This is a genomic window from Capnocytophaga sp. CM59, from assembly GCF_000293175.1.
GTDB classification, from domain to species: domain Bacteria; phylum Bacteroidota; class Bacteroidia; order Flavobacteriales; family Flavobacteriaceae; genus Capnocytophaga; species Capnocytophaga granulosa.
Genome location: NZ_ALNN01000015.1, coordinates 23,097 through 45,157 on the forward strand (window position 1 = coordinate 23,097; position 22,061 = coordinate 45,157).

Annotated in this window: 22 protein-coding genes; 8 read left to right on the top strand and 14 right to left on the bottom strand. The window is 40.6% G+C overall.

Features of this window, described 5'->3' with window-relative positions:
• Window positions 1–2,436 carry a bifunctional aspartate kinase/homoserine dehydrogenase I gene (gene thrA / locus HMPREF1154_RS04430; protein ID WP_009641394.1) on the bottom strand — a complete coding sequence of 812 codons (2,436 nt, stop codon included), beginning with the start codon at window positions 2,434–2,436 and terminating at the stop codon, window positions 1–3.
• Window positions 2,437–2,632: 196 nt separating this feature from the next.
• A complete protein-coding gene (locus tag HMPREF1154_RS04435) occupies window positions 2,633–2,836 on the bottom strand; it encodes a hypothetical protein (RefSeq protein WP_009641456.1) in 204 nt (67 codons plus the stop codon).
• Window positions 2,837–3,196: 360 nt separating this feature from the next.
• On the opposite strand from HMPREF1154_RS04435, the gene HMPREF1154_RS04440 reads away from it, so the two are divergent.
• Entirely contained in the window at window positions 3,197–3,958 is a 762-nt protein-coding gene (locus HMPREF1154_RS04440) for an endonuclease/exonuclease/phosphatase family protein (protein WP_009641434.1), read from the top strand.
• Between the two features lie 322 nt (window positions 3,959–4,280).
• On the opposite strand, the gene HMPREF1154_RS04445 is transcribed toward HMPREF1154_RS04440, so the two are convergent.
• The 11 genes from HMPREF1154_RS04445 to HMPREF1154_RS04495 form a co-directional block, all read right to left on the bottom strand.
• On the bottom strand, window positions 4,281–4,508 hold the full coding sequence (locus HMPREF1154_RS04445; RefSeq protein ID WP_009641445.1) for a PspC domain-containing protein: 228 nt from the start codon (window positions 4,506–4,508) through the stop codon (window positions 4,281–4,283).
• 3 nt (window positions 4,509–4,511) lie between these two features.
• Window positions 4,512–5,789, bottom strand: a complete 1,278-nt coding sequence (locus HMPREF1154_RS04450; protein WP_009641361.1) for a DUF2851 family protein — start codon at window positions 5,787–5,789, stop codon at window positions 4,512–4,514.
• Window positions 5,786–6,571: a diadenylate cyclase gene (locus HMPREF1154_RS04455; RefSeq protein ID WP_009641368.1), complete on the bottom strand. Its 786-nt coding sequence runs from the start codon at window positions 6,569–6,571 to the stop codon at window positions 5,786–5,788. Before HMPREF1154_RS04455 ends, HMPREF1154_RS04450 begins: the two co-directional genes overlap by 4 nt.
• 60 nt (window positions 6,572–6,631) lie before the next feature.
• Entirely contained in the window at window positions 6,632–7,252 is a 621-nt protein-coding gene (locus HMPREF1154_RS04460) for a hypothetical protein (RefSeq protein ID WP_009641465.1), read from the bottom strand.
• 5 nt (window positions 7,253–7,257) lie between these two features.
• On the bottom strand, window positions 7,258–9,432 hold the full coding sequence (locus HMPREF1154_RS04465; protein WP_009641347.1) for an endonuclease MutS2: 2,175 nt from the start codon (window positions 9,430–9,432) through the stop codon (window positions 7,258–7,260).
• 154 nt (window positions 9,433–9,586) lie between these two features.
• Window positions 9,587–10,279, bottom strand: a complete 693-nt coding sequence (locus HMPREF1154_RS04470; protein WP_009641441.1) for an SH3 domain-containing protein — start codon at window positions 10,277–10,279, stop codon at window positions 9,587–9,589.
• Window positions 10,276–10,911, bottom strand: coding sequence for a hypothetical protein (locus HMPREF1154_RS04475; protein ID WP_009641360.1), 636 nt, complete (start codon window positions 10,909–10,911; stop codon window positions 10,276–10,278). Before HMPREF1154_RS04475 ends, HMPREF1154_RS04470 begins: the two co-directional genes overlap by 4 nt.
• Window positions 10,912–10,963: 52 nt before the next feature.
• Entirely contained in the window at window positions 10,964–12,442 is a 1,479-nt protein-coding gene (gene cysS, locus HMPREF1154_RS04480) for a cysteine--tRNA ligase (RefSeq protein ID WP_009641463.1), read from the bottom strand.
• An 11-nt stretch (window positions 12,443–12,453) separates the two neighbouring features.
• A complete protein-coding gene (locus tag HMPREF1154_RS04485) occupies window positions 12,454–14,082 on the bottom strand; it encodes an AMP-binding protein (protein WP_034566931.1) in 1,629 nt (542 codons plus the stop codon).
• A 28-nt stretch (window positions 14,083–14,110) separates the two neighbouring features.
• A complete protein-coding gene (locus HMPREF1154_RS04490) occupies window positions 14,111–14,890 on the bottom strand; it encodes a TerC family protein (RefSeq protein WP_198004475.1) in 780 nt (259 codons plus the stop codon).
• 60 nt (window positions 14,891–14,950) lie between these two features.
• Entirely contained in the window at window positions 14,951–15,364 is a 414-nt protein-coding gene (locus HMPREF1154_RS04495) for a helix-turn-helix domain-containing protein (RefSeq protein WP_009641530.1), read from the bottom strand.
• A gap of 131 nt (window positions 15,365–15,495) precedes the next feature.
• On the opposite strand from HMPREF1154_RS04495, the gene HMPREF1154_RS04500 reads away from it, so the two are divergent.
• The 3 genes from HMPREF1154_RS04500 to HMPREF1154_RS13490 all read left to right on the top strand — a co-directional run bounded on the left by HMPREF1154_RS04500 (window position 15,496) and on the right by HMPREF1154_RS13490 (window position 17,277).
• Window positions 15,496–16,575, top strand: coding sequence for a M14 family zinc carboxypeptidase (locus HMPREF1154_RS04500; protein WP_009641431.1), 1,080 nt, complete (start codon window positions 15,496–15,498; stop codon window positions 16,573–16,575).
• Between the two features lie 65 nt (window positions 16,576–16,640).
• Window positions 16,641–17,123: an Lrp/AsnC family transcriptional regulator gene (locus HMPREF1154_RS04505; protein ID WP_009641505.1), complete on the top strand. Its 483-nt coding sequence runs from the start codon at window positions 16,641–16,643 to the stop codon at window positions 17,121–17,123.
• 13 nt (window positions 17,124–17,136) lie between these two features.
• On the top strand, window positions 17,137–17,277 hold the full coding sequence (locus HMPREF1154_RS13490; protein ID WP_009641377.1) for a hypothetical protein: 141 nt from the start codon (window positions 17,137–17,139) through the stop codon (window positions 17,275–17,277).
• Window positions 17,278–17,329: 52 nt separating this feature from the next.
• Here HMPREF1154_RS13490 and hemA read toward each other — a convergent pair whose 3' ends face one another.
• Window positions 17,330–18,568, bottom strand: coding sequence for a glutamyl-tRNA reductase (gene hemA, locus HMPREF1154_RS04510; protein WP_009641449.1), 1,239 nt, complete (start codon window positions 18,566–18,568; stop codon window positions 17,330–17,332).
• 197 nt (window positions 18,569–18,765) lie between these two features.
• On the opposite strand from hemA, the gene HMPREF1154_RS04515 reads away from it, so the two are divergent.
• The 4 genes from HMPREF1154_RS04515 (at window position 18,766) to sucD (ending at window position 21,989) form a co-directional block, all read left to right on the top strand.
• Window positions 18,766–19,656 carry an AraC family transcriptional regulator gene (locus tag HMPREF1154_RS04515; RefSeq protein WP_009641359.1) on the top strand — a complete coding sequence of 297 codons (891 nt, stop codon included), beginning with the start codon at window positions 18,766–18,768 and terminating at the stop codon, window positions 19,654–19,656.
• Window positions 19,653–20,495 (top strand): NADAR family protein, encoded by an 843-nt coding sequence (locus tag HMPREF1154_RS04520; protein ID WP_009641491.1) that lies wholly within the window; start codon window positions 19,653–19,655, stop codon window positions 20,493–20,495. The genes HMPREF1154_RS04515 and HMPREF1154_RS04520 overlap by 4 nt, the downstream gene beginning before the upstream one ends.
• A 39-nt stretch (window positions 20,496–20,534) precedes the next feature.
• Complete coding sequence (locus HMPREF1154_RS04525; protein WP_009641399.1) at window positions 20,535–21,002, top strand: DinB family protein; 468 nt, start codon at window positions 20,535–20,537, stop codon at window positions 21,000–21,002.
• Between the two features lie 114 nt (window positions 21,003–21,116).
• A complete protein-coding gene (gene sucD / locus HMPREF1154_RS04530; protein ID WP_009641402.1) occupies window positions 21,117–21,989 on the top strand; it encodes a succinate--CoA ligase subunit alpha in 873 nt (290 codons plus the stop codon).
• Window positions 21,990–22,061: the final 72 nt, after the last annotated feature.

The window sequence follows — 22,061 nt, forward strand, 5'->3', positions numbered from 1 at the left end:
TTATTTTTGTTTGTTAGCCACATACATTACATCGGAGAGGACGCCACTGGCCGTTACCTTAGCCCCTGCTCCAGCTCCCTTAATAACAAGGGGCTCTGTTGGGTACATATCGGTATAAAAGGCTACGATATTATCCTTTCCGTCCAATTGGTAGAAAGGAGAAGTAGCGGGGATCTGTTGTAGGGAGACTTTGATATCCCCCTCTAAGAGTTGTGCCACTACATTGAGCTTAGCTCCTTTGCTTTGTGCGCTGTGGTATAGGTTTTGGAAGAAGGCCTCATTCTTTTCCAATACCTCATAGAAAGCCTCTACAGAAGGGGTTTCCAAGGATTTTTCAGGGAGGAAGCTCTCGAAGACCACTTCGCTCATTTCCTTGCGATAACCCGCCTCGCGGGAGAGGATTAGAATCTTTCGGATCACATCCAAACCACTGAGGTCTATACGAGGATCAGGTTCGGTATAACCTTCTCTTTGTGCCTGCTTTACAATCTCTACAAAAGGCGTAGTGGCGTTATAATGGTTGAAGATAAAGTTCAGACTTCCAGAGACTACGGCATCGATACGGCGAACGGTGTCCCCACTAAGCAAGAGATTCTGTAAGGTCTTGATGATAGGCAAGGCTGCCCCAACAGAGGTTTCGTATTGGAAATCACAGTTTTGGTTCTTGACCAATTCCATAAGGGCTGTGTATTGTTCCAAGGGGGCACTTCCTGCAATTTTGTTGCAGGTAACCACTGAGATAGACTTACGAATGAGTTGGGGGTAAAGAGCTGCTACCTCAGCCGAAGCGGTATTATCTACCACAATACTGTTACGCCTATTGGTTGCAATAATCAGTTCGGCCAGAGCGGTAGGCGTGTCATAGGAGATAGCTTTTCCAGCGGAAAGTGCCCCCAATGCTTCTTGGGGTAATCCCTCATCTGAAAATACATATTGGCGGGAGTTGGCGACCATCACCACGCGAAGATCCACTTTTTGGTGCTTGCGGAAATATTCCTGTTGCTTGTAGACAATATCAATAAACTGACCGCCTACATTGCCTGCACCGATAATAAAGAGGTGTACTCGCTTGATCACCTCTTGGAAGAGGCGCTCGTGTACCACATTGACCGCCTTGTGTTCGTCACGGGCATCAATCACTACAGAGATATTGCGTTCGGAAGCCCCCTGAGCAATAGCCTGAATATTAACCCCATTGGCACCCAAGGCACTGAATACCTTACCACTAAGGCCTGTTTGGTGATTCATATTGTCTCCGATAAGGGCTAAGATTACGTGGTTATCGGTACGTTCTATAGGATTGATGAGGGAGCCTATTTCTTGGGCAAATTCATGCTCCAAGGCCTCTTTGGCACTCTTGGCGTCACTGGTTTTGATCCCAAAACAGATACTCTGTTCGGAGCAACTCTGGGTGATGAGAATCACATTCACATCGGCCTGTTCGAGGGCTTGGAAGACACGGCGGGCACTTCCCTTGGTACCTGCCAGCCCGATTCCTGAAATGGTAATCATACTGATGTCACTCAGGGTAGAGACGCCTAACACTTTATCGGTATGTCCTTGGGTAGCCACATGGATACGAGTACCCTTTTCTTCGGGAGCTAAAGTATTGAGCAGAAGCACAGGAATCTTCTTTTCCATAGCAGGACGAATAGCAGGAGGGTAGATCACCTTGGCTCCGAAATAGGCCATCTCAAAAGCCTCTTCGTAGCTCATTTGGGAGATCACTTTGGTATTCTTAACCAACTTAGGGTTAGCATTTTGCATACCATTGACATCGCTCCAGAGTTCCACCTGCTTAGCCCCTAAACAATAGCCATAGATAGAGGCTGTATAGTCCGAACCACCCCGACCGAGTACCACCAATTCCCCCGTAGGGTTAGCGGCGATATAGCCAGGGGCGATATAAGAGGTAGTAGTATCAATCTGCTGCATGCGCTGCTCTGTTTGAGCGAAATCCACTACCGCATTGAGCGGATCACCATCGGCTACAATATATTTTTCTGAAGGTAAGTAGCCAACATGTACGCCCTCTTGGTTGAGGTATTCGCAGATAATAAAAGCAGAGAGTAGTTCGCCCTGAGCCATAATACGCGCCTTGGTACGCTCGGAGAGTTCTGCTAAGGTACAGATGCTATTACACAGATTTTCAAGGGCGAGCACCGTTTTTCCAATATGTACTAATGCGTTGGTTTGTTTGTTGATATGCAAGAGAGATTTAGCCATAGAGATATGCCTTTCCTTAAGTGCTTCAAGGATAGGTTGGTGTGTATTTTTTAAGGCATTTTCCCCTAAGGATTGTAGGGTATTGGTAACTCCAGAAAAGGCAGAGACGACCATGATAAAGGGTTCTGTTTGCTTCTTTACAATCTGCACCACACGTTGCAAATTCTCTACTGAGCCCACTGAGGAGCCTCCAAACTTAATTAGTAACATATTATATTGTGTAATTTTTTTATTGATTTGTTGCTTTTTTTAGAAAAGCGAGTATAGTCAATCATATTTAGAATGCGAATAAAATACGAATAAATAAGGCTAGGGATTCATTCCTAATTCGCTCTCTTTCAAGGGCTAATTGCCATTAGCCCCTACAGCTGCTCATGCTAATTTTTCGCAAACTATTTCTGATGGGCTATAAAATAGGCTTGAAAAATTCTTTTTCTCCAAAGAAAATGCGACCTTGGTTATCTTTGATAGCTATTTCTGTTCCTATAAAGGGATTTTGTCGGATCTTGATAATCTTCCCTTTAATCCATTCTTTGAGTAAAGTTAGATTAGGCGATACTTCCACAATGTCTCCTACCTTAAAAGTTTCTTTGGTATTTTCTTTTTTCATAAGAAACAATAATTGAGGGCAAAGATACAACTTTTTACTGACAAAAGTCAAGTGATTACTGACAAATTTTAAAGAGAAGAATAATAACTTAGTAATGTGAATCAATAGTTAAAATATTATTGCCAACTTTCTAAGACGCAATAAATTGCGTCTCTACACAGACGCTGGCCAAGACAACTACTGATTAGTGTAGTCATCCATAGAAACGCAATAAATTGCATCTTAACGAATTAGATTATACAGATATTTTTTAACTATTGATTTGCATTAGTAATTGAACTTACATTTACTACTAATATCAGTGCGAAAAAATAACGATTAATTTTGTATATTTGTGGCTAATAAGAACAATTTTTTGTTATGTATAAAATAGCTACTTGGAATGTAGAACGCCCTAAAAAAGGAACTGAGAAAACAGCTCTTGTTATGGAGAAAATCGAAGAGATTAATGCAGATATCTTAGTCCTTACTGAAAGTGCTGTTAGTATGTCATTGGCTGAACTATATCCTTTTTCAGTACATTCATTAGCCTATGAAAGGACTCCAGAAGAACACTGGGTTTCTATTTTTTCTAAATGGAAAATTACGAAACAAATAGAAACTTTTGATAATTTTCGTACAGCATGTGCTGTTGTAGAAACTCCTTTTGGAAAAGTAATAGTATTTGGAACTATTATTCCCTATCATCAAGCAGGAGTATCGGGGGTAAGATATGGGTGCTTGGGCTACAAACAATGGGAATATCATGAAAAAGATTTGCATCAACAAGCTAAAGAATGGGGGCGTATTCTTGAGCAAGAGGGCTTGCCTATACTTGTAATGGGAGATTTCAATCAAAGTAGATATAATAATCAAGGATATGGTACTGAAAAAGTAAGACAGATACTTTCTGACTACCTTAGCCAATTGGATTTGACTTGTATAACAGAGTGTGATCTTTCTTCTTTCTTACATATTGACCCTATCAAACATAAGGTAAGAAACAATATTGATCATATTTGCATCTCCAATACTTTTATAAGGAAGGTAAAAGGATATCAGGTAGGTGCTTGGGATCACTTCACTGAACAAGGTAAGTATATGTCCGATCATAATGGAGTATTTGTTAGTTTTGAAATGTGAGATAAAAGTCATAAACATTCTGATAACTAAGTTGTTATAAAATAAAAAAACAGGAGTGATTGCTTCCTGTTTTTTTAGTTAAGAGTATAGCTTATAATGCGAATCAATTGTTAAAAATATCTGTATAATCTAATTCTTTAAGACGCAATAAATTGCGTCTCTACGGATGACTATACTCATCAGGAGTTGTCTTGGCCAGCGCTTGTGTAGAGACGCAATTTATTGCGTCTTAGAAAGTTAGCGAAAATATTTTAACTATATAGGAGGGCATTTTATTAGTGCCTAAAAATAAAGTATCCATTTTTGAATTCTCCCTAAAAAGTTACAAATCAAACACAGAGCTACGCTTTCTTCTGATCAGGTCTTTGATCTTGAGGGCGAAGGCGAAGGCGAAGTAAAGCCCAAAGCCCGCTCCAAATATAAAACTGATATAGATAAAGAACAGGCGCACATACTTCACCCGTAGGCCAAGGCGTTCGGCCAAGCGGGTAGAGACATTGAAACCATTGCGTTCGAAGAAGATGCGTATAGAGGTAAAGGTTGTGTTCATAGGTTACTTTTTTAGGAGGGCTTGACCTACTTGGCAGGCCATACAAGCGTGTTTGTTACAATATTTCTTATATAGCTGGAGAATGGCTTGGCTTTCCAAGGCATTGGTGTTGGGCAAAAGGAGCTTTTCCCAACGCTCCAATATGCTATTGTGTTCAGGGGGCGTGGCGCGCATCTTGGCTTTGCAGTTGGCTAAGGTGTCTTTGCTGTGGGAGCGAGTAAAAGCATATTGCATGGGCACGATGGTGTTGATCCACAAGTTGGCTATCTGTGCGGGGGTGATGCGCTTGCTACTTTCTTTACTCTCTTTGCCAAAAGAAAAATGGTTTTTCCAATAGGAGGATGGGGTAATCTTCGCAAACAGGTCAAGGGCTTGTTCATAGGAATCCAACGACATACATCGGTCAAAGAGAGAAAGTTCTTCGTGATATAGAGCGGCTATCTGAGCTAGGCGAATGGTAGGGAAGTTGGGTGGCCGTAGTTTGGCAAACTGTACCTTGAACAAGGCAGGTGGCAAGGTATACTTATGCACTAAATACTGGTATTCCTGTTGCAAGGAGCGGTAGTAAGGACAATTGATGTCGGTTGCTTCCAAAAGGCGTAACTGCCCCATAAGGAGCGCTTCCAGCTGGGGGAGGTCATGCATCTGCTTGCGGATCACAGAAAAGGGGAGTTGCTTGCCCGCTTCCCAAAAGGCCTCTCCGTTGATATTGCCCCCGAAGCTACTGAGTAGCCGTAGGAAAAAGACCGCTTCCCAATCCTGCTGTGTCTGCTGTAAGAGTTCTAAGATAGGGGAGGCTTTCTCCTTGAGTCGTTCTGTATAGAGGCGATCTAACCAATTGGTAATAAGATGATTAGACAACGTATTTATTTGTTTTTCGCAAGGGATAAAGGAAGCCTGAGACTGTTGTAAGCGTGTATATTTCTCTACCAAATCGGGGGAGATAATCGTTTTGAGTTCTAAAGTGGGAATTATATTTTGCTGAAAATCAAATACTTCTATATCATGCTCCCAGACCACATGGAGAATTACATTGCCATAGGCAGGATCCTGTTCGTGGTGATGGGCGTACCACTGAGAAGAAGCCGTATGTAGTTCCACATTGCCCGCCCACTGGAGCGTACCGATACGCAGGCGTGCATTGAAAAAGTCAGGACCTCCATAGGGGTTGGTCTCTCCATAGGAGAGAATATCCAGCCGTTCCCCATTGGAAAGAGAGAGGGGAGCGGTAGGCAGCAGGTGCTGGCCCCAAAGGTATTGTAGGAAATCCTCACGTATCATTTGGAAAGGGCTTCGGTTAGGATAGCAACCAGCTCACTATCGGAGTTATAGGGAACAAACTCACTATTGTTGATATAAGATATTTTTCCAGTTTCCTCGGAGACTACCAAGGCTAAGGCATCGGTTTTTTCGGTGATAGAGACTGCCGCACGGTGTCTGAGGCCATATTCCTTAGGAATCACACTCTGTCCTACCACAGGTAGAATCACGCGAGTAGCCACGATAAAGCCGTTTTGCACCACAATAGCCCCATCATGCAAGGGACTATTTTTATAGAAAATACTCTCTAAAATAGGTTGGTTTAGCTCAATATTCATCTTGTCGCCCGTGGCACGAACAAACTCTAAAGACTGGTTGCGCTCCAAGATAATGAGTGCTCCTGTACGTTCGTCTCCCATCTTGCGGCAAGCAGAAACAAGCGTCTCGCACATGTGAGCTATGACCGTATCCTCTGAAGTTTTCTTTAGAGAAAGCTTCTTGAGGAGGTTTTTGCTGTTGAGTACATTGGTAGAGCCGAGTACCAAGAGGAACTTGCGAATCTCCTGTTGAAAGACAACAATCAAGGCAAAGAAGCCTACATTGATAAACTGGCCTAAGATACTGCTGACCAGCTCCATCTTGACAATCACGGTGAGTTTCCAAATGACAAAGATGATCACAATACCCAAAAAGATACTAATGGCTACCGTACCCTTGAGCAGGCGATAGATGTAGTACAACATCAAGCCTACTAAGACGATGTCCAAAAAATCTACGAATTTGAAGTTTAGAAAGTCAAACACTTTTATAATTGTTAATTGTTAATTGTCAATTGTAAGGTATTGGTCACCGACCTTTAGTCACTAGTCATTGATCATTATTCTTGTGATAGGGCCATCGGTTTGTTGATGCAACATTGTATAATAAATATCTACAAACTGCTGAAAGGTCATCTCTCCAGAGAAAACCCAAACATAAAAAACATTTTTATATACACCGAACTCATTCCATGGTGTTTTTTCTCCTTTGTCCTCCTTCAGACGAAAGCCGTCAGGATATACAAATATGGGTGTATTTCCATATTCAGACATTTTCTGAGGATCGTAGGGAAGAAGTGTAAGGTTGGTTACGTCCATAAAACCTAAACGCTTATGGGGTATATCGGCTAAAGAAATATAAAGATGTGCATCGGGGTTGCTATGAGGGTTGCGAGGGTTTGTTCGCTTCTCTTGGAGCTTGATAAAAAGCGGAGCTACCTTATGGAGCTTATTCCGTTTGTCAATATGAAGCACCCAGTTGGTGGAGCTAATCAGGCCATTTGCATTGAGCTTAGCCTCTCCTGTTGATTCCTCATAGGAGATATATACCTGAGAGTAATCCTCCACAGAGGTAATCTTAGTATCCTGTACCTGTGGAAGTTGCATTTGTTTTTTCTGACACCCTAAGAGTAATAGGGTAGCTAAAATAATGATAAACCGATTCATAGGTGTTATTTTTTCTTTACTTTTTCTACCAATTCCAACTGAGAGAGGGCAGTGAGGGTCGTAAAGATTCCATAATTAATCAGTGCTTTGTCTTTCTCAATCTTATCAATCACCCCAACGGATTTGCTATCCTTAATACGTACGCGATCGCCCTCTTTTAAGGCCTGTAATTGAGCTATTTTTTCCTGTTTTTGAGAGTGTTCGCGTGCTTTCTTCTCTATTTTCTTCTGTTGGCGAACGGCTTCTATTTCCTTGTGTAACTGCTCTTGGGCAAGTTTCTTTTGAGCTTCTTCCGCTTCTTTTTCCTTTTTGCTCTTGGCTTTTCGCTTGCTGTTTTCCGTCTCTACAATCTTGAGAAATTCGGAGATAAGAGGGCGGCGCTTCTTATCCTCAAAATAGCGTTCGGCAATCTCATTGATCTTGCTGCCGAGATAGATAAACTTCTGATTTTGGTCGTAGAGTTCCTGATAGGAAGAGAGTTTGCTTTGTATCTTGTTATTAAGCGTCTCCAAGCGCTTGGCTTCCTCGCGAGTTCTAACCTCCTCTTCCTTAAGAGAAGAAGTTGTTTTTTCCATTTGCGAACGCTCCTTTTGTAGCTTGGCGATAGTAGCATCAAAACGGACTTTGCCTTTTTCTATACGTTTTTTAGCCCTATTAATCAGGCTATAAGGGATGCCGTTTTTCTGAGCAACCTCAAAGGTAAAGGAGCTACCTGCTTCCCCCACAATGAGTTTGTAGATAGGCTCTAGGGTCTTATCATTAAAAAGCATATTGGCATTGGTAGCGTAAGGGAGTTCGTTGGCCAATATTTTCAGATTGGCATAGTGAGTTGTAATCACCCCGAAAGCCTTTCGGTGGTAGAACTCTTCCAAGAATATTTCCGCCAAAGCCCCCCCTAGTTCTGGGTCACTTCCTGTTCCAAACTCATCAATAAGGAAAAGGGTGGTCTCATTGCATTTCCTCAAGAAATAATTCATATTTTTGAGCCGATAGCTGTAGGTACTCAGGTGATTTTCAATAGATTGGTTATCCCCAATATCGGTTAAGATATGGGAGAAAATAGGCAATTTGCTCAAGCGGTGGACAGGTAGGAGTAAGCCTGTTTGGAACATCAGTTGCAGCAGACCAATGGTCTTGAGCGTAATACTCTTTCCGCCTGCATTAGGGCCTGAAATGACGATAATACGTTGCTGGTCATCTAAGCGAATGGTTTGCGGGAAAGTTTGTTTGCCTTTCTTAGCATTGCTTAGCAAAAGTAAAGGGTGATAAGCCTCCCGAAGCTCCAGCACTCGCTCTTGGGTGAGTTCAGGCAAGAGAGAATGGGTCTCTTTGGCAAAGTAAGCCTTGGCCGCAATCACATCTATCCCGACTAAGTAATCCTGCTCCTGGGAAAGAAGCTCGGCAAAAGGGCGTAAAGTATTGGTAAGTCTCAGCAAGATACGCCTTATCTCCTCCCTTTCCTCATGCAGCAGGTGAGAGAGTTCGCGCGAATACTGTTCGGTAACCAAAGGCTCTATATAGATGATGCTTCCTGTTTTGGAACTTCCCAGGACAGTACCGCGTACCTTGCGCTTATAGGCCGCTTTGACAGCTAGCACACGCCTATTCTCCACTACCGTCTCACGGATATCGTCCAAGTAGTCCAAGGCATTGTACTCGGAGAGGGCACGGGAGAAACTTTGGTTGATTTTCCCCTTGAGCGTTCCTATCTCGGCACGTACTTGGTAGAGCTTTTCTGAGGCATCGGACTTGATTTCGGCAAACTTATCCAAGACACTATCAATAGCCCCGATGATCTCTTCCGTATAGGGAATATCTTTGGAAAGTGTAGCCAAAGTAGGGTAGTAGTCCAAGAACTTCTTGAAAAACAACAAATGTGCATTGACCGTCAGGCTCAACGCACGTATTTTGGCAAACGAATGAGGTTCTAACAAACTGTTTTCTATCCCTAAGAAGCGAATTTCATGGTCAATCTCCTCAAAGTTATGAGAAGGGATATAGTTTTGTGTCTCCAAGGAGGTTAGGTACTCATTGGTTTGGTGTAGGAGTGTAGTGATCACCTCCCTATTAATCAAAGGCTTTAGCGCAAGCACCCTTTCTTTTCCTTTGGGAGTGAGGGTGTGCGCGGCAACTAAAGCTAAAAGGGCGGGAAATTCTAAGTCCTCCAGAGTCTTTTTCATAATGACAAGTGACAAGTGACAAGTGACTAATCTTTATAATAAGTCATTCTCACTTTGTTTAATATGTTTTTAAATTCTAAATTTACAAATATTTTATAAATAAAATTCCTGTAAAATGTTCTTTCCTTTGTTTTGTTGTATTGATAATGACAGCTTAGTAGACAAGTTCGCTTACTTTTCTACCTTTATAGACCCCTTTTTCGATTTGCCAACAAACCTTATAAGGGCGCTCAGCATAATTATTATTCGCAACTATATAGAGAATATCGCTTTCCTTGTCATAATAGACGGAATTATGGTCTGTAAGGAAAGTAGGTTCATACAAATCACTATAAGCATCTTTGGGAAGGGACACTCGTTTTCCGTGAATGTTTACCTCAATACTTCTATATTCTGTAGTTGGCATTTTGCCATCAGTACCATAAGGAAGCTCATCATCTATCACTTCTATTCCTGTGGGAGAATCCTTGAAATATTCAAATGAATGTTTGCTCTTGTCAAACTTTCCAGAAGTAAGGACGACTTGAATTTCTTTTCCTTCAAAGACAATAGTATTTCCTTTGACAATACCTTTGGCTATTTGAGGGAATTTATGTATCCACTTGACTCTATCTTTATAAATATACCCTTCTTCATCGGTATAGATCCAATTGCCGTCTGTTGCCTTATCGTAATTATATACAAATACAATGGTCTTGTTATTGAGTCTTTTAAGTACTTTGCTTTGGGCACTTTTTTCTTTTCGTACATTTACATAACCATCTTTGTCATTGATTACTGCAAAGGCTTCTTCCTGAGCAAAAACAATATCACTTATGAGTAAAAGTAGCACAACAAAGAATTTCATTTTTCTTTAAATTTGATAGTTATTAAAAAATAATGTGGAATTTTGAAATGCAATCCGAATTCTTCAGGAATTATTTCTGATTGAACTACTTTACAATAAGATTTTGTCCCATCTGCATTCATGCTTGGGGTAATAATAGCCAAAATGGGTATATCTCTATCTAAATTACCTGAAATAAACCATTCTTTTTCTGATCCAAAAAAATCTTTTAATACATACCAATCAGCATTGTCTTTCAATTCATTATATACTTTAGCACTGCTAAAGTGCGTTCCTTTTACAACAGATTTTAGTTTTCCCTCAGAGATTTTAAAAAAGAACTTTAAGGATAATTCTTTTGAATTATTCCTGAAAAATTCCATCTCAGAGGAATCAAAAAGGAGCTTTGTATTTGTCTTTTTTCCATGGGTAAACTCTTGTATATTAATTTCATAATGTTTTCCTTCAAGAGGAGCCCCTTCAAAAATTAACTGTTCAGAGTAGATGTTTTCGAAATCCATTAATTCTTGAATTTCTTTATCCTTACTCCCATAAGCATAGGTTACTTTTATATTTTGTGATAATGCAATATTTGATATAAAAGTAATCAGACAAAAAACTAATATCTGTACTTGTTTATAATATAAATTCATTATACGTCCATATTTTAACCTATTCCTTATAATTAGTTCCTTATATTTTTATCTAAATTACACTGTAAGTAGTTCCTTCTTTGCCATCCTTGAGCTGGATACCGAGCGCTAAGAGTTCATCGCGAATCTTGTCAGAGAGCGCAAAGTCCTTATTGGCACGGGCTTCCATACGCATATTGATCAGCAGCTGGAGCACTCCGTCGAGTTTGTCGTTATTTCCTGCGGATTGCTCTTCACTTCTTAGCCCTAATACATCAAAAACAAAAGCATTCATGAGGGTTTGTAGCTCTTTGAGTTCGCTGATAGCGATTTTTTCTTCCCCGCTTTTCACTTGGAAGATCCACTTGACTGCCTCAAAGAGGTGAGCGATGAGGATAGGGGAGTTGAAATCGTCCAAAAGAGCATCATAACACTTTTGTTTCCACTCAGCTATAGGTAGGGAAGTAGGCTGTTCAAGGTCAGTGGTAAGCTCATTGACTGTCTTTACGGCTTCCATAAGTCGGGCAAAGCCCTTTTCAGCAGCGAGCATCGCCTCATTGGAGATGTCCAATACGCTGCGGTAGTGCGCTTGCATAAAACAGAAACGAATTACCGCAGGAGCGAAAGGTTTCTCAAAGAAAGTATTATCGCCAGAGACCAGTTGCATAGGCAGAATGTAATTGCCTGTGGATTTGCTCATACGCTGTCCGTTCATGGTGAGCATATTGGCATGCATCCAGTAGCGTACAGGACTTTCTCCATGTCCTGCCTTGCCTTGGGCAATCTCACACTCATGGTGTGGAAACTTCAGATCCATACCCCCTCCGTGTATATCAAACTGATTGCCAAGATACTTGGTGCTCATCACGGTACACTCCAAGTGCCAGCCAGGGAAGCCATCCCCCCATGGGGAAGCCCAGCGCATGATATGTGCAGGGGAGGCTTTTTTCCATAGAGCAAAGTCTTGAGGGTTACGCTTTTCCCCTTGCCCGTCCAGATCACGGGTATTGGCAAAAAGCTCTTCTATATTTCTTCGAGAGAGCTCGCCATAGTTGAGTCCGCGCTTGTTATACTCTATGACATCAAAATACACCGAACCGTTGCTCTCATAGGCAAAACCATCCTTTAGAAGCTTTTCGGTCAGTTGTATTTGTTCCAAGATATGTCCTGTAGCGGTAGGCTCAATAGTAGGGGGGAGGAGGTTAAATAGCTCCAATACTTTATGGAAATCCACAGTGTATTTCTGTACAATCTCCATAGGTTCGAGCTTTTCAAGACGGGATTGCTTTACAAAGCGGTCGTTATTCACGTCGCCATCGTCGGTGAGGTGTCCTGCATCGGTGATGTTGCGCACGTAGCGTACCTTGTACCCTAAGAACTTGAGGGAACGATAGATAAAGTCAAACGACATAAAGGTACGTACATTGCCCAAGTGTACATTGCTGTACACTGTAGGGCCACATACATACATACCTACATTATTATCATGTAGGGGTGTGAATAGTTCTTTTTCTCCTGTGAGAGAATTAAATATTTTTAGTTGGTGTGTCATGATTGTATTTTTTAATCTTCAGTTGCGAGTCCTAATTCGCGAGCGGCAATCTCACGCATTTCCACTTTACGGATTTTTCCAGAGATGGTCATAGGGAACTCGCTGACAAATTTCCAGTATTTAGGTATTTTATAATGAGCAATTCTTTCCTTACAGAAGTCACGAAGTTCTTCTTCGGTGAGGGTAACACCCTCATTGGGCTTGATCCACGCCATGATTTCCTCGCCATATTTCTCACTGGGCACCCCTATTACTTGAGCATCCATTACTCCCTTGTAGGTATAGAGGAAGTCCTCAATTTCCTTAGGAGAGATGTTTTCTCCTCCGCGGATGATGAGGTCTTTGATACGGCCAGAGATGTGCAAATAACCATCTTCATCCATCATGGCCAAGTCGCCAGAGTGCATCCAACGTTGTTCATCAAGCACTTGGCGGGTAGCCTCAGGGCTATTCCAATACTTAAGCATTACCGAATAGCCGCGGGTGCAAAGCTCTCCACTTTCGCCCCGCTTGAGAATAGCTTGGGTTTTAGGATCTATAATCTTGATTTCCAAGTGATCATGTATGGTACCTACTGAGTAGATTTGCTTTTCGAAAGGAACTCCAATTCTTGTCTGGGTAGAAACAGGCGAAGTCTCGGTCATACCATAGCAGATGGTAATCTCGTGCATGTTCATCTGTTCTTTGACCTTCTTCATAATTTCAGGCGGGCACAAAGAACCGGCCATAACGCCTGTACGCAAAGAGGAGAGGTCGTAGGTCTTTTGTTCCATCTCGTGCAATTCAGCAATAAACATGGTAGGCACCCCATAGAGAGATGTACAGCGTTCCTTCTCTATAGTCTCCAAGGTCTTTACAGGATCAAAGCTATCGTTAGGCACTACCATAGTAGCCCCATGAACAGTACAAGCCAAGTTACCGATGACCATCCCAAAACAGTGGTAGAAAGGCACAGGTATACATACCCTATCTACATGGCTATAGTTCATTCTCAGACCAATGAAGTAGGCATTGTTCAATATATTATGGTGTGAGAGCGTGACTCCCTTGGGGTTTCCTGTGGTACCAGAGGTATATTGGATATTGACAGGGTCGTCGAACTGTACTTTTTCCTCATATTTGCGCAAGGTCTCATCGGAGATCTGCTTGCCCTCTTTGAGGAAATGTTCCCAACTTTCGTCCCAAAAGATTGCCTTACGGATAGTATCGGTGAACTCACGAGCGTCGTCCATCATCTTCTTATAGTTACTACTCTTGAACTGAAGAGCGGAAAACATTACCGATAAGCCTGATTGGTTGATCACGTAGATCAACTCACTGGTACGATAGGCTGGGTTGATATTGACCAAAATAACTCCTATTTTAGCCGTAGCATATTGTAAGAGTGTCCATTGGTAGCAGTTAGGTGACCACACTCCTACACGTTCGCCTCGCTTTACGCCCAAGGCGATAAGCCCTTTAGCTACTTCTACGACTTGGTCGTAAAACTCCTTATAGGTAGCTCTATAGTTCTGATGGCTACAAATAAGCGCTTCTTGGTCAGCATATTTGGCAACCGTTTTTTTCAAATTTTCGTCAATGGTTTCACCCAATAGTGCCACAGAAGAAGCACCATGGGTATAAGCATACATGGAATCCATATTATAATAGGTCTTAAGTTTCTAAAGTTTAAGATGATTTTTTTCGCATACGCATATTGAGGAACTCTATTCCCAAAGAAAAAGCGATAGCAAAATATAGATACCCCTTAGGAATAGCCCCTACTTCCTTACCGAAGACAACGGCATGGGAGAGGTGCATGCTTTCGGTCAGTAGCATGAACCCAATCAATATAAGGAAAGAGAGAGCCAATATCTGGATAGAAGGATTGCGATTGACAAAGTTTCCTACAGGAACAGCAAAGAGCATCATGATACCTACGGAAAGAATTACCGCAATAATCATAACCAATAAGGCGCCTTCCAATCCACTAGTCATTCCCACAGCTGTAAGAATACTATCCAAGGAGAAAATAACATCAATCATAAGAATCTGAACGATTGTAGGCCAGAAAGAGCTTTTCTGTGATTTTTCAGCTTCTGCGGAATCGGTGATATGTTCTATATGGTTCACCTTGGAGTGAATCTCATGAGTGGATTTGTACAAGAGGAAGATTCCCCCTACCAGTAGTATGAGCGCTTGTCCGTTGAAATCAGCCTTGCACCAACCATAGTCAAAGCTAAACCAAGGTTCTTTGAGCTGTACTAGCCAAGAGATACAGAAGAGCAGCGCTATACGTATGAACATAGCTAAGAAGAGTCCCAAACGAGTAGCACGCTTACGCTGATCATCGGGGAGCTTGCCCGTCACGATAGAGATAAAGATAACATTGTCAATCCCTAAAACAATCTCCAAGAAAGTAAGGGTCAAGAGAGCGATGAGCGCATCGGCAGAAAAAAGATGTTCTATCATCATAGAAAATAATTTTTACAAATGTGAATTATTGTATTTTTAGATAAAGCAAATATACTACAAATTTTCAAATATTTCAAAAGAATTATCCTCATAAAAGAAAATAATTTTTTGGATCTGCCTTTTCTGTTTTTTTACAGGAATTTCAGCAGCTACTTTTCTTTCTTTCTCACTGTCTTCCAAAACATTATCTTCTGGGAAAGGAATTTCGGTTGGCAGTGGGGTAGGGGCAGGCTTTTTTTCTTCCTTTGGGAAAGAACCCTTCCCATAAAGCAACCAATATAGGTCAACTTCGGGATATTTGTCAATTATTTTGAGTACAAAATCTAGACTAGGCTTATTTCTTTCGGATAATAGGTGTGAAATACTAGAGCGCAACACCCCAAGGCTATCGGCTAAGGCTGAAGCATTGAGGTCATAATAATCCATAATTCGCTGTAAACGAGCAATAAAGTCTTGTTGAGAGAACATATATAAGGTTTTAGAATCAGGTTACAAAAGTAATATATTATTTTTCAAAAAGCAAAATTATTTCACAAGAATAAAATATGTATATTTCACAATAGTAAATATTATTATTTTTACTTTTGTGAAAAAATATTATGGAGTTTTGTTATCACAAAGAAGAACGTATCATAGGCAAGTATGTTCCTTATATGCGTTTGCAAACTGTACTTCAGGATTATGAACAATGGAAAATAGCAGAGGGTACCTCCGAAAAAGGCCTGCCTATTCCTCTATATTGTATAGGAGAGGGAGAGAAACATATACTATTGTGGTCACAGATGCATGGCAATGAGAGCACTACTACCCGTGCCTTGTTAGACTTGTTTAAGCTTTTTGATAGGGAGGGTTACTACTTTTACAATTGTAAATTATATATAATTCCAATGCTCAATCCAGATGGAGCTACCCTGTATACACGTGTAAACGGCAATGGGGTAGACCTGAACCGAGATGCAATAGCTCTTTCACAGAAAGAAAGCCAGTTTCTTAGAAGTACTTATGAACGTGTAAAGCCTGATTTCTGTTTTAATCTACATGATCAACGTACCATCTTTGGAGTAGGAGACAAACCTGCTACAGTATCATTCTTAGCGCCGGCAGTAGATGAAGAAAGAAATATAACAGCGGTAAGAGCGCGTGCTGCTGGTGTGATTGTGGAAATGAACAAATGTTTACAAATGTCAATTCCTAAATTTATAGGTCGGTTTGACGATAGTTTCAATCCCAATTGTACAGGTGATCAGTATTCTCTTTTAGGTACTCCGACGATACTTGTAGAGTCAGGTTTTTATCCAGGAGATTATCAAAGAGAACAGACCCGCAAGTATGTAGCACAAGCGCTTTGGGCAGGGCTTGCTTATATCGATAAACATGAAGTAGATGAAAGAGCATGGGAGCGCTATTTAGAAATTCCTGAAAATAAGAAGTGTTTTCGCGACTATTGTATTATAGATGATAAAGAACCTCAAGAAAAAATTTTCGTACAATTAGAAGAGGTTTTAGAAGGTGATCGGATTGTCTTTGCCCCTAAGCTCGTTCCCGATAGCGAAGGAAAAGATTTTCAGGCACATAAGACCTATCTGTTATCAGAGATTTGTCCTTTGGAACATTGTGATATTCACAGCAAAATCCCTTATATCTTGGACTATATCCGAAAAGAAGTAGAGAATATATAATTTTTTTACGTTTTCCTTGTGGTTATATCAAAAAAATTCCTACCTTTGCGCAAAAATTAAAAAGTATGGCAGCACGATTTAAGTTAGACGAGATTGACCACAAGATTCTTGATATGCTTATTGAGAATACACGTATGCCTTTTACGGATATTGCTAAGGCCTTGGAGGTATCGGCAGGTACGGTACATATTCGCGTAAGGAAAATGGAAGAATCAGGTATTATCAAGAGTTCTACCCTGACAGTAGATTACGATAAAATAGGGTATACCTTTGTGGCATATGTGGGTATTTTCTTAGAGAAAAACCACCAAACCCAGTTTGTGATAGAGCGACTCACAGAGATTCCTTATATCACACAAGCGAGCATCATCAGTGGAAAGTACAATATATTGTGTAAGATTCGCGCTCGTGATACCAAGCATGCGAAAGAAATTATCTTTATGATAGATGACATACAAGGGGTATACAGAACCGAAAGTATGATCTCTATGGAAGAGAGTATCAGCGATAAAAAACGCTTGTTACATACCGTTTTTAAAGAATTATAAAAAATAATTGATTATGAATATTTTATCCTTTCTCCCCTTGTACAGCTATACAGGAGGGACTATGATGATTCTTCTCTTTGCCTTGGTATGCCTTATGCTTACTTACATAGTAGTTTCTATTATCAGTAAGAACCAAAAAAGAAAAGGTCGTTAGCAGTTAGTGGTTAGTAGTTAGTTCCTAAGACTAATTACTAACCACTAATCAGTTATAACTCAAATACCTCTTTCATAAAGGTGAGGCTTTCCTCAGGAGTAGAAGTTTCTTTTAGGTGATTGATAAAGCGGGTAGTGATTTTTTGGATAATTCGCTCCCCAATGATATCGGCTTGCGCCTGATTAAAATCAGCTATTTTCTTGCGCTGAAAGTCTATTTCACCCTCTTTGAGTGCCTCCAAAGATTGTTTTAGCGCTTGGATAGTAGGGGCAAAGCGGCGGTTTTGTAGCCATTGGTCAAACTCCGTCTTAATTTCCTCTATGATTTGCTGTGCCTGAGGTACGAAAGTCTTTCTACGCTCCAGTGTATCATCAGTCATTTGAGAGAGGTAATCCATATGAATGAGGGTTACCTTGTCCAATTCTTGTACATCAGGGGCAACATTCTTAGGAATAGAAAGGTCAAGTACGAGCATTTCTCTATCTTGAGGAAGCATCTCCTTGGTAATGGTAGGAGTTTTGCTACCTGTGGCCACTACCAATACATCTGTCTGAGTGAGTTCACGCACTAAAGTATTAAAATCTTTGACTAAAACATGAAACCTACCGGCAATTTCTTCCGCTTTTTCCTTGGTGCGGTTGATTAGTGTAATATGTTCGTTTTGGGTATGCTTAATCAGGTTTTCACAAGTATTGCGACCAATCTTTCCAGTACCAAAAAGTAGTATATTTTTCTTGGAAATATCCGCTACATTTTGCATGATATACTGTACAGAAGCAAAAGAAACGGAAGTGGCACCGCTGGAGAGTTCGGTTTCGTTTTTGATACGCTTGCTGGCTTGGATTACACAATTGAGCAAACGTTCCATAAAAGCATTGATAAGGTTGAATTTTTTAGCCAAAGTGAAGGACTTTTTCAGTTGGCTAATCACTTCGAAATCACCCAAAATTTGGCTATCTAATCCTGTTCCTACACTGAATAGGTGATTGATGGCCTCCTTATTTTTGTAGATGTATCCTACCTTTTCAAAATCCTCAAGGGTAGCCTTGGAGTGGGCACATAGTTTTTGGATAAGTTGGAAAGGGTGTTGAGCAAAGCCATAGAGTTCTGTCCGGTTACAAGTAGAGATGATAGCGAGTCCCTCCATGCCTTCCTCTTGGGCTAGAGATAGAATACGTTCTTGGTGTTCTTGATCAAGGCTAAAAAGCCCACGCATATCTGCATCTGCCTTCTTATAGCTAATTCCAATGGTATAAAAATGAGTTTCCTTTTGAGTTGTATTTTGAGTCATTAGATCTATCCATAAAAACGAATGCAAAAATAAGGTTATATTCTGAAAAAAAATAGCGCTAAAAGTTCTTTTTTTTACTCTAAAAGTACTATCTTTGCATCTTGATTTATGACTAATTGTAAATCAGTATTTTACTACTAATCACCCACTAAAATATAGAAAAAGTCTAAATAAGAAAATGTAAAAAACACTCTATTATGTACTCAAAAAATAGCGCCCAAAGTACCTCTCTTTTTCAGGAAGTAGAAGAAGGAATTTTTGTTTTCCAAAAAGAAAATGAAAGTGATGATTATGAGGATGTTAGGCAAGATATCAAACAAAATTTTATTCAATTTCATTTCTGTGATAGGGGAGCGGTTACTTTTGTTTTCCATGATGGAAATTACACCTTCCCTCTGAAGGAGATGGAGAGTCTCTTGTTGTACAATCCTAAGGAAATATTACCTTTACAAGTACAATTATCACCAGGGTCAGCCCTTTTTTCGCTTTTTATTGCTATAGGAAAGTTTCATTCACTGTTCTTGGAAGAATCAGGAGTAATTGATTTTCTTTCTCCTTCTGGCCAGCATGAGAAATATTATACTACTGGGGCTATTTCTCCTCAGTTATCAGTCATCTTGCACCAGCTTCGCACTATGCATCTACATACGAGTGTATATCCATTATACCTTAAAGCAAAAGTGTATGAGCTATTGAGCCTGTATTTTAACAAGGGACAGGAGAATGAGAGTGAGGCTTGTCCGTTTCTTTCCAATGAAGACAATGTACAGAAGATCCGTAAGGCCAAAGAAATAATTCTAAAGCGTATGACTTCTCCACCTTCGTTGCAGGAGCTTGCCGAAGAGGTAGGACTTCCCTTAAAAAAGCTCAAAAGTGGCTTTAAGCAAATCTATGGGGAGTCCGTCTATAGCTTTCTTTTTGATTACAAAATGGAGCTAGCGCGCAAGTGGCTCACCACCGAGCAGTACAATGTCAATGAACTCTCCCTCAAGCTCGGCTATAGTATGCCCAGCCACTTTATAGCTGCCTTTAAAAAGAAATTTGGCACTACCCCTAAGAAATATATACTCACTAAAAATACTTTATGATGATACCTACATTTGAACTTATGGCACCGCAGTGGATTGCTTTCCCTGCTTATACTGAATTTACTATAGGCTGGCGTATGGGCGCTGGCGAAGGTTATAAATGGAAATTTTGGGACTGGTATGAGACCCTTACCCCTGCACAACAAAAAGAGTACCAAGCACTTTTTCCATATCCTTGTTTTTGGCATTACAACAGATGGGAAGAGGATGACCAAGATATAGATGACGAAACCGATTACTACTACGAAGGAATTCCTGTTTGGCAACCTAAAGGCGCTTATAAATACTCTATAGCAACCTTTATCCATTCGGCAAAGAAGCTCAAGTTTGTTTTCTTTTGGAAGCCCAATGCAGAGGTAGTAGATGAATCTTGTTTTTCACAATGGCAACCCTCACCTTTTTCTGTAGATGCTGATGAGTATTATTGTGCTGAGCAGTATATGATGGCTGAAAAAGCGCGTTTGTTTGGCGATGAAGAAGTAGAGGAAGAAATCATGAACACTTCTGATCCTAAACTTATGAAAGCTTTAGGTAGGAAAGTGCGTAATTTTGATCCTCAGGTGTGGGACAAGGCCAAATACAGTATTGTGCTCAATGGGAATTACTACAAATTCACCCAAAACAAGGCTATGATGGACTTCTTGCTCTCTACGGGCGATAAAATACTGGTAGAGGCAAGTCCACTCGATACTATTTGGGGGATAGGCTTGAGCAAAGACAATGAGAAATCACAAAATATAGCTGCGTGGCGTGGTAAGAATCTGTTGGGATTTGCCCTAATGGAAGTGAGAGATGAAATAAGAAAACTTTATCAGAATGTACACTTGCTAAAAGAATAGAAAATACTACCTTTGCCCTGAATTTTAAATGTTACAATAATGAAAGAATTACTTACACCAGAGGAACTACTGACCAATTTCAAAGATGTACGTGCTCTTACTCGTAAGGTTATCGAGGCTTTCCCTGAGAAGGAGCTTTTTGAGTTTAACATCGCCAATTTGCGTCCGTTCTCGGCCATGGTACAAGAGTTTATCGGCATCATAGATGGGATATTTGGAGAAATACTCCCTGAAAAGCATCAGAAGTTCTTAGAAGAGAAGTTTCCTACTCAAAAAGAAGATTTGTTAGCTCTATGGGACAGGGTTACAGCACAAGTAGACCAAGAATGGCAAGCAATAGAGGATTATACACGGCCTGTAACACTGTATCATATGACCTTTAGCTTTGCTCAGTGGATACTCTATGCTATAGAAAACGAAAGTCATCATAGGGGACAGGGTTATACTTACCTGAGAGCCTTGCAGATAGAGACTCCTTTCTTTTGGGGAAGGGAAAGCTTTCGATAGTGACTAGTGATTAATGACTAGTGATTAATGTCACAAATAATTGAACATTATTTCGTTTTTTCTTGGAAAATTGAAAAAAAATAAGTAACTTTGTGCTCTAAAAAATTCAAACCAATGAGTGTATTAGTAAATAAGAATTCAAAAATCCTTGTACAAGGTTTTACAGGGAGTGAAGGAACTTTCCATGCGGAGCAAATGATTCAATATGGAACTAATGTAGTGGGAGGGGTAACTCCTAACAAAGGAGGACAAACACACTTAGGAAAGCCTGTTTTCAACTCTGTAAAAGAGGCGGTAAAGAAAGTAGGGGCGGATACTTCTATTATCTTTGTACCACCTGCATTTGCGGCTGATGCCATTATGGAAGCTGCCGAAGCAGGGATTAAAGTAATAATCACCATTACAGAGGGGATTCCTGTAGCTGACATGGTAAAGGTTGCTGCCTATATCAAGGACAAAGATTGTCGCCTTATAGGACCTAACTGTCCTGGGGTAATTACTCCAGAAGAAGCGAAAGTAGGTATCATGCCTGGATTCGTATTCAAGAAAGGAAAGGTAGGTATTGTCTCTAAATCAGGTACTTTGACTTATGAGGCTGCTGACCAAGTAGTACGCCAAGGCTTGGGTATTTCCACTGCAATAGGTATTGGAGGAGACCCTATCATAGGTACTACCACCAAAGAAGCTGTAGAACTCTTCATGAATGATCCTGAAACAGAAATTATAGTCATGATAGGTGAAATTGGAGGTCAGTTGGAAGTGGAAGCTGCTCGCTGGATCAAAGAGACTGGCAACAAGAAACCTGTAGTAGGCTTTATCGCTGGGGAAACAGCTCCAAAGGGACGTACTATGGGGCATGCGGGTGCTATTGTAGGAGGTAGCGAAGATACTGCTGAAGCTAAAAAACGTATCATGCGCGAATGTGGTATCCACGTGGTAGATTCACCTGCAAAAATTGGTGAAAAAGTAAAAGAAGTATTGAAATAATTTCCACATAATACTTAGAATTAAAGCGTTGAGAGGCTAAGGTCAGCAATGACTATTAGCCTCTCTTTTTGA